The sequence below is a fragment of the Spirosoma migulaei genome, from assembly GCF_054776855.1.
The window spans coordinates 92,581-100,481 of record NZ_BAAHBG010000023.1; the positions used below are offsets into that span (position 1 = coordinate 92,581).

Below are 7,901 nucleotides of genomic sequence, written 5' to 3' on the forward strand. Positions count from 1 at the left end.
GAGTAGGCTTATTCGCTGGATTTAGGCTGGGACTTCAATCTCAACCCGGGTTCCATGTCCGGGCGAACTTTCGATCCTGCATGTACCCTCAAGTGTATCGACTCGGGCAAGGATATTCCGCATGCCTATTCCGTTGGCTTGCGGGTCAATTGTAAATCCTACCCCATTATCACTCACCGACAAAAGGATTTTTCTTGCATTTTGAGTCAGACTTAGCACTACCTGGTCTGCCTGAGAATGTTTGATACTATTATTAATCAATTCCAACACTACATGGTATAACTCAAATTCTATTTTAGAGTCCGGGCGCTTTTTTAAGCCACTTTTGTCCAGACTGAATTGCATGTGTGGGTTAAAATTGAGTTTATCCGTTAAGGTTTGTAAAGCAGAAGCCAATCCCTGTGTTTGCAATTCTGTGGGTAGCAGGTTATGGGAAATCTGTCGAACATCCGAATACACATCTTCGAGCATCTGAATTAAACCGGCGTAGAATTTACGGTCTTCCTCGTTATAGTCTGATACATCCCAAGCTTCCATGCGCCAGCGTAATGCCGCCAGTTTGGTATTCAGATTATCGTGCAGTTCTGAGGCAACCCGTTTTCGTTCTATAGACTGACCTTTAAAAAGAGCCTCCTCAATTTCCCGATTTTTGACAGTCAGTTCATGATTTTTTGCCGTTAGCTTCCGATTGGACCAGAAAATTATTCCCGCGAGTAAAATGGCCAGTGCCGATAAGCCAACCAGAAAATTACGCGCCTGAGTAAGCTTATCGTTCTTGAGCGTTTGTAGGCTTAATTTAGTCTGTTGCCGTTGCTTATCGAATTCATAATTCATTGCGGAGGCTGTGGCTTTTTGCAGGGATTCTTTATTAAGTAGTGAATCCGAAGCCATTTTGAATTTTTTATAATGGAACAATGCCTTATCGGTGCGGTTAGTAGCCTCATACGATTGGGCTAGTAACCAATGATATTCTGCGGCTTCGGCCAGCAAGGGCGGATCTGATTCTTCCGCAAATGCCAATCCTTTTGCTGCGTATGATAGCACCCGATTGTATTGTTTTTTTGCCAGATAAATTTTTCCGTAGTTCAGCTGAACCATGTGGTCCACAAAATCACCCAGATCGACAGCATCCCGATACAGTTTATCACCCAGTTGGGTGAATTTTAGCGCGTTTTCGTAGTCTTTACGCTTAATATATACCTTACCCATACGTGCGTATACCTTTGGTAGGCTATAGACTGCATGAATGGCTTTGTTGATCGTTTCGGCCTCGGACAATGCCGTTAAGGCAGCGCTGTACTTACCCTCTTTTTCGAAAATATCCGCCCGCTGATTTAGCAAAAATGCCTCAAGTAGTTTATCGTTACGTTTTTTGGCTACAATAGCGGCCTCATCAAATATTTTTAATGCTTCGGTATACAAACCCAACGCAGAATAAACTACACCAAGATTTGGAAGAGTGGAACGTAGTCCTGCCAAGTCATTTGCTTCCTCCTGAAGCTGCCGGGCTTTTAAATACAGTTCAACTGACTTGCTGAATTGTCCGCTACGGGCAAAAATCTGAGCCTTTTCATTAAAGACTGTCCCCTGCCATGGTTTATCATTCAGATCAATAAATATAGCATTGGCTTTGTCTAAAAGGGGCATAATTTCTTTTTGCCTCGTTAGGTTGCCTTCCAGAAGCTGTGCTTTTCGAATATAAGACTCGGCCTCCATGTGTCTGTCTTTCAGTTTAATAGAAATCAGCCGTATTGTATCCAGTTGGGCAAATGCTCCCTGCACATCAACTAATCGGTCGGCCTCAATACGGACAAGACGTAACCGGGCTTTTCCCTCGCCCTGTAAAAAGCCAAGACGTTTAGCTAGTCGAGCCGATTGTATACCGTAGAAGATGGCTAGCGAATCATCACCGCCAAGCCAGTATGCATAGCTCAGTTCATATAAGGTGTGTACACGATGCGTATCCAGACGTGTTCGTGCGAGTTGTTTTTGTAATGAATCAATTTTTTGTGCCTGGACCTGAAGGCATACGCCAAGTAAAAAGAGGAGCAAGATTTCCCTGGCGACACGTTTCAATAGCGAGCTTATACTAAGTACATGAGAATGAAGCATGGATAGGTTGCCTATAAAACAAGGCACAATTTTCCTTTTATGCCTTTAATATAGGGTAAAGTTGGTAGATAGTCTACAGCAGTATCTTGCTTTATCCGGCTACATCTCTGCAAGTTTTTTTTGTGACTTACATAACGGCTAAATGGGAATTATTTTTCTGATTCGACATAGTCATTGGGAACCCATACCGCGGCTCCTTTGTGGTTACCAGACAGCAAACGGACCCGTTTTTTGAATACCCCTACAGCAATTACCCTGACTTTGGTGTTATTGTCTACCCAGATAGCTTTTCCGGCCTGAACAAGCTGATTTAAGCCCTCCTGATTCTTAGAGGAAACAACGATCATTACTTTATCGTAATCGTCCTTTGTGATACCTCCAGGCATTCCAGCGCGAATAATTCCCGTCTGGCCTACTCCAATCGCTTTTGCTGGTGTTGTTTCTGGTTTTGGATACGAAAAAGCCATGATAGGCCCCCAAAGAAGGCCAGCGATAGCACATATTGTAAAGGCAGTCTTAGGAAGAGCACACTTCTGTTTGGGTTCTCTACCTGTTGAAGTTGTGTTCATGGTATAAATGATTTGATTATGCACGGGTTGTTAAGGCTTAGGACGACACACTCAAATTATCAACTGGATTCGCATTGGCTGCTTTTAGGGTTTGGGACAGAATGGTCGTCAGGCCTAAAAACAGCATAATCAGTAAACTAGCCAGTATTTCTATAAAACCGATGTCTATAATATAATGCTGAAGGGTAGCCAGTAGGTACTTGAACAGTAAGTACATCACCGGAATCGTAATCAGGCTGGCAATGACCAGCAGCCAGATGAATTCTTTGGATAAGAGCAGCACAAGACTTTCCGAAGAGGCACCCATCACCTTTCGGATACTTATTTCTTTAACCCGTTTTTGAATGGTGAATGACACCGTACCTAACAAGCCCAGGCAGGAGACGGTAATGGCTAATAAACCTAAAAAGCCCCACAGCTTAATAATCACCGTATAAAAGCTATAGGCATCCTTAAGCTCATCGGAGAAAAACTGGGCCGTGAATTTGTCTTCCCCGCCGATCTGTTTCCAGAGCGTTTCCATGGCCGTGAGCTCACCAACAAGATTAGTTGATTCAAGTTTCAAATTAGCATAGGTAAATCGTTCAGGATCATGCTCAAAAAAGAAACTCCTGATCGGGTTTTTAAGGCCTGAATAATGAAAATTTTTCAGGACACCAGCAATGCGGACCTCTCGTCCACCCGGTAAGACAATGGATTGCCCAATGGCAGCAAACGGATTTTTCAGGTTCAACTTTTTTACTAACTCCTCATTGACTAGAATAAGCCGCGAATTTTCAACGGCATTTGTACTGAAGTTCCTGCCGGCTAGCAACGTTAAGTTCATATTTGATAGGAAAGCTTCATCGATTGACATTGAGGAAGCCCCCAGCGAGTCTGACTGAGAGGACGTTTTGATATATTGTTCTGGAGCCGATCCAATACCCAGAATATGAGAGGACATAGACATACGCTTCACGGAGGATAACTTTCCAAATTCGTTTTTGAACCGCTCGGCATCGATGTTCTGTAAGTCAACATCGAGGGCATTTTGCTGTTCGAACCCCAAATCATAGTTTAGCGAATACTGATACTGCCGCAGCATAATAACAACGGCCATAATAAAGCCCAAAGACAGAATAAACTGAGCCGTTAAAACGAGCTTACGGAAGAACGAGCGCTTGCTCGTCTTTACTTCTTTCCCTTTCAGAGCCTTAATGGGCGTAAGCTTTGAGAAATAAAGTGCCGGCACAATACCCGCAGCAAAACCAACCAGCAGGGCGAATAAAATGAAGCTAATGAACGTGGTCAATGTAGGGGATAAATCTACAGGCTCGGTTTCAACCATTTGATAGATATAATCCCGCCGTAGCACGTCAAAGATCACATAGGACAGCAGAAGCGCCAGTAGCACAATAATGGTTGACTCAACAATGAACTGGGAAAAGATCTGCTTCTTTTGTCCGCCCATTACCTTTCTCATCCCTATTTCCTTCATGCGCTCCAGGGATTGTGAAATCGAAAGATTGGCATAGTTTGAACAGGCAGGTATCAGAATCATCAGCGACATCGAGCCAACCAGAAAAAGCAACAGGTAATCATACGTTGTCCCTAAGGAATCATAGAGCTGAGGGCCCGGTACAATTTTAAGTAAAGGCTGTAGCCTAAAGGTGGCTTTACTTGCTCGTTGGGTGTATCGCTGTTTGGCTAGTTCATTCAGGTACTGTTCAACAGGGGCGGGTTGATAGTCCTGGAAAAGACGAATATAGATGTAAGAGTTGGCAAACGATTGCCAATCTTCTTTATTCTCCAGGAAAGCAGCCCCTTTATACGATAATAAGGTAGGATAGGAAGCAATTGCGCCAAACTGCATGTGGGAGTTCAGTGGCAGCTCTTTTAAAATACCGGTAATAACAAAATCGCCATACGGCTCCATTCGGATTAATTTACCCATGGCATCGGTACTGCCAAAAATTTTCAGGGCTTCCGATTTCGTAATGACCAGGGTATTCGGTTTAGTAAGAGCTGTCACCTTATTGCCTTGCAGCAATGGAAAATTGAACACCTCCAAAAACTCTGGGTCGGCAAAATAACCACTCAGTGGAATCTTCTTTTCCCTATAGATTGCATTGCCTTGAAGTGAACTATGAATACGGACTACTTTTTCTACGCCTGCAAACTCTCTTTTTAGGTGTTGGGCAAGGCCAACCGGCGCTGAAGCATAGTGCGGATTCTCTTTCTGATCATATACCTGGGTGGTTACCCGATAAATCCGGTCCCTATAAGGATGGAAATTGTCATAGCGGTACAGGAAGGTAAGCAGGGCCACGAATAATAAACTGATGGACATGCCAAGTGCCAAACCAATGACGTTTACTATCGTGAAGAATTTATTCCGGTATAGGTTCCGGTAGGCGGTTTTGAAAAAATTCCAAAACATAATAGGATGGATTTTCTTTGACCAGAATAGATGATTTGAAGTGGCTCAACTATTGTACCACGGCAGAAAAAGCATCCTGGTGCTTTCTATAGGCACTATAGCTACTGACGACTGTACGATTTCGGACAGTTCTGACCGGAATTGTCCGCTTGAGTAAGATTGCATTGTTCCCGCCCCGACGGCAGACCGTGCCCTTGCGGTGTCCGGTTGGGACACACCACCCGGTCGTTTTTAGGCTATAGGTCACCGATTGACTTTGAAAACTGATTTTATCAAACCATCTCTAATAAACTCTCATAAGTAAAGTGTCCAGCTAATGGGACCACCTCAGAAATCCATCCTCAATGGTTGATGATATTCCTCCCTCCTGTACTGTAACCAAGCCCTTAGAAGACTGTCTTGGTTAAAGACAACTGTAGCAGACGCGGTAGCCGCAAGAATCACAAATTGTCTATTCAGCAAGCCACCTATAAAGACCGAATTGTTTATATAGTATACATCGTGTCTGGCCCAGACAGGGGAGTAACCACCTTATATGACTTCCAAGGGACAGTACTATGTATACGACTCATGAGCTGGTAGATTTCTGTCTGACATTTTGTACTATGAAGGGCTTTGTTAACGTAATCGGACAGAAATGGCAGGAGTTTGATTGCGAGGAATAGATGATGGAGGCAACCTATGAAGCTACCGAATCGCTCACAAATCAGCTGTGTGGCCAGCGCCTATATAAAGAACGGGAGATGTTTTACTAGGCACGGTCTCTCCATGATTCTCGCGAAAACTGAAAATTAGTTGCATTGCATGCGTTTATAGCTGATCGTTAGCCCGATTGATAGTACGCGTGAGTAGCTCTTAGCGGCAAATTTAATTAATTAGTTAGCTTCAGTTTGGCAGTCAAATGTGGGTTTGAAATGGGAATCACCTGTTCTTTTATTACGGTTAATTTTTCCATTACGCCCTCTTCAACAAAGCGGCCTTGGTCAAGGACGAATTCGGTAATATCCTCAATAGACATAATCCAATCCGTTGCGAATAGCTTTAGCGTATCGCCTTTCAGACCTAATTGAATGGCTCGTCTTTCTAATTTCCTGCCTGCCGGATTGTGATCTGGATCCCATTGCAACCTAACTTCAGACTCGATCAAACTAGTTTCCCAATGCTCTCGGGTAGAGTAAATAGCTGGCTGAAAAGAAGAATAGACAGCTTGCTTCAATAAGGTTTCAAAATTCTCCAGGCTGATTTCAATCGCTACAACCTTCTCTTGATTCTCCTTCTTGGCCCAACCTGCCCTATACATCATCCAAAGGAAGTTAGGTTTAATCCATGACATTCGAGAAAACGAATAAGCTGGCCCTCCAAATCGTTGATGAGCAACAGCGTAATCAACAATCTGTGGATTGAATGCCTGATATACGATTATGTTTTGCCCCCGAAGCTGACCTAAAACAGGCTGCCCAGCTTGTGGCAAATCAGTTTCATAGTTTAGATACGGAATTGTTTTTAAAGTCATTTGTTCCAGAAATAGTAGTCAACACATAGACCTTTTCCGCTCGGGTGTTTGACCTATTTACATTAGTAGCCTCCTGAGGTAGACTGGCCGGGTGCTATGCACTAATTTTGCCAGGACTGTTTTTACAGTAGTTTAGCTGCAATAATAAGCAGAAATAGACGCTTCTTCATGAAAACACCTTTCTCACCCATTTATTGGTTTACCGCTATTTTTATTTGCTTGTCAAGTTGTAAATCCTACCGCTATATATACCCTGATCCAGGGGTGAAGAGTAGAAATTTAACCATTGGTATACTCACGCCTAACTGCTATATCGGGGTTATTAAAGAAGCTAATAAAGTGACTTTCGACTCACTGACTTCCCAAAAAGCCAAGAAAAAATTACTCGAGTCGACTCAAGAGGCCCTGAGTCATCATCTTGCGGCCAAAGAAGTTACGACTGATACCGCTACGTATCGAAAGATATATCAGGAGATTTTTGCTATCAATACCAAACTGAATAGTACGAAGTCGAAGCCTAGGCGACAGCAAATCGTAGATTCGTGCCGCATTTCAAGGAGCCTGGATTCACTGATGCAAGTAAATGGCGTTGATCAGTTGATTATTTCCTACCAACAAGGCTTTTATCGAACAAAAACTAATTACAGGCAACAGAGTCTAAAAGGAGCTGGAGTGGGCTTGTTAACGTTGGGCTTGTACATGCCCGTACCAATAGGGGCCTCATCACTCATCCTGACCTGGGTAGTGGACCGGGGCAGACAGTCCCTGGTGTTTACTAATTTCCATGTTGAGCAGAACCACCCTACTAATTCCGCCTATTTGAAGCAGCAAGTCTGTGAGTTATACCAGCGATTTTATACCGCTACTTATTCTAATGGTATTTGTTATCCCTTCTAAGCCTTAACGTAACAATTCAAATACTTCTCTATTTCTTTTGCCCCCGCTGGAAACGGTTAGTGCAGAATGGCGCAATCCTACGCTACCGTAAAGGCGATAATCTGTGCAATACGTATTCACGTACACGTAAATTTTCTGATTGTCTTTCAGTAGCGAATCAGGCACTACTAATAAGCTACTAAGGTCATGCTACGCGCCTATACCTGAAATAGGACCAATTCATAAAGTTATGGAGTATATTGGATTAAGTATATACCTGGGTTAGCCGATACAGGAAGAATTCCAAATTCCGAACCCCACGAAATTGACGACGAAAGACCTTAATTATTTTGGATCAAGTCTAAAAGTTGTGGAGTAACTTGGATTAAGCATATAACTGAGTGAGCCGATA

At 43.2% G+C, this 7,901-nt stretch carries 5 protein-coding genes; 1 reads left to right on the forward strand and 4 read right to left on the reverse strand.

Translation table 11 applies throughout. The features are described from left to right. Positions 1–21: 21 nt before the first annotated feature. From ACYVGO_RS24415 to ACYVGO_RS24430, 4 genes are all read right to left on the reverse strand, one after another. Positions 22–2,112 (reverse strand): tetratricopeptide repeat-containing sensor histidine kinase, encoded by a 2,091-nt coding sequence (locus ACYVGO_RS24415; RefSeq protein ID WP_460971509.1) that lies wholly within the window; start codon positions 2,110–2,112, stop codon positions 22–24. A gap of 149 nt (positions 2,113–2,261) precedes the next feature. Further along, positions 2,262–2,681 (reverse strand): hypothetical protein, encoded by a 420-nt coding sequence (locus ACYVGO_RS24420; protein ID WP_460971510.1) that lies wholly within the window; start codon positions 2,679–2,681, stop codon positions 2,262–2,264. A 37-nt stretch (positions 2,682–2,718) separates the two neighbouring features. Continuing rightward, the gene (locus ACYVGO_RS24425) at positions 2,719–5,100 is read right to left on the reverse strand and encodes an ABC transporter permease (protein WP_460971511.1); all 2,382 of its coding nucleotides are present in this window, start codon (positions 5,098–5,100) and stop codon (positions 2,719–2,721) included. A gap of 871 nt (positions 5,101–5,971) precedes the next feature. Beyond that, positions 5,972–6,613, reverse strand: a complete 642-nt coding sequence (locus ACYVGO_RS24430) for a DUF4291 domain-containing protein (RefSeq protein ID WP_460971513.1) — start codon at positions 6,611–6,613, stop codon at positions 5,972–5,974. A 168-nt stretch (positions 6,614–6,781) separates the two neighbouring features. On the opposite strand from ACYVGO_RS24430, the gene ACYVGO_RS24435 reads away from it, so the two are divergent. Continuing rightward, on the forward strand, positions 6,782–7,510 hold the full coding sequence (locus tag ACYVGO_RS24435) for a hypothetical protein (RefSeq protein WP_460971514.1): 729 nt from the start codon (positions 6,782–6,784) through the stop codon (positions 7,508–7,510). Positions 7,511–7,901: the final 391 nt, after the last annotated feature.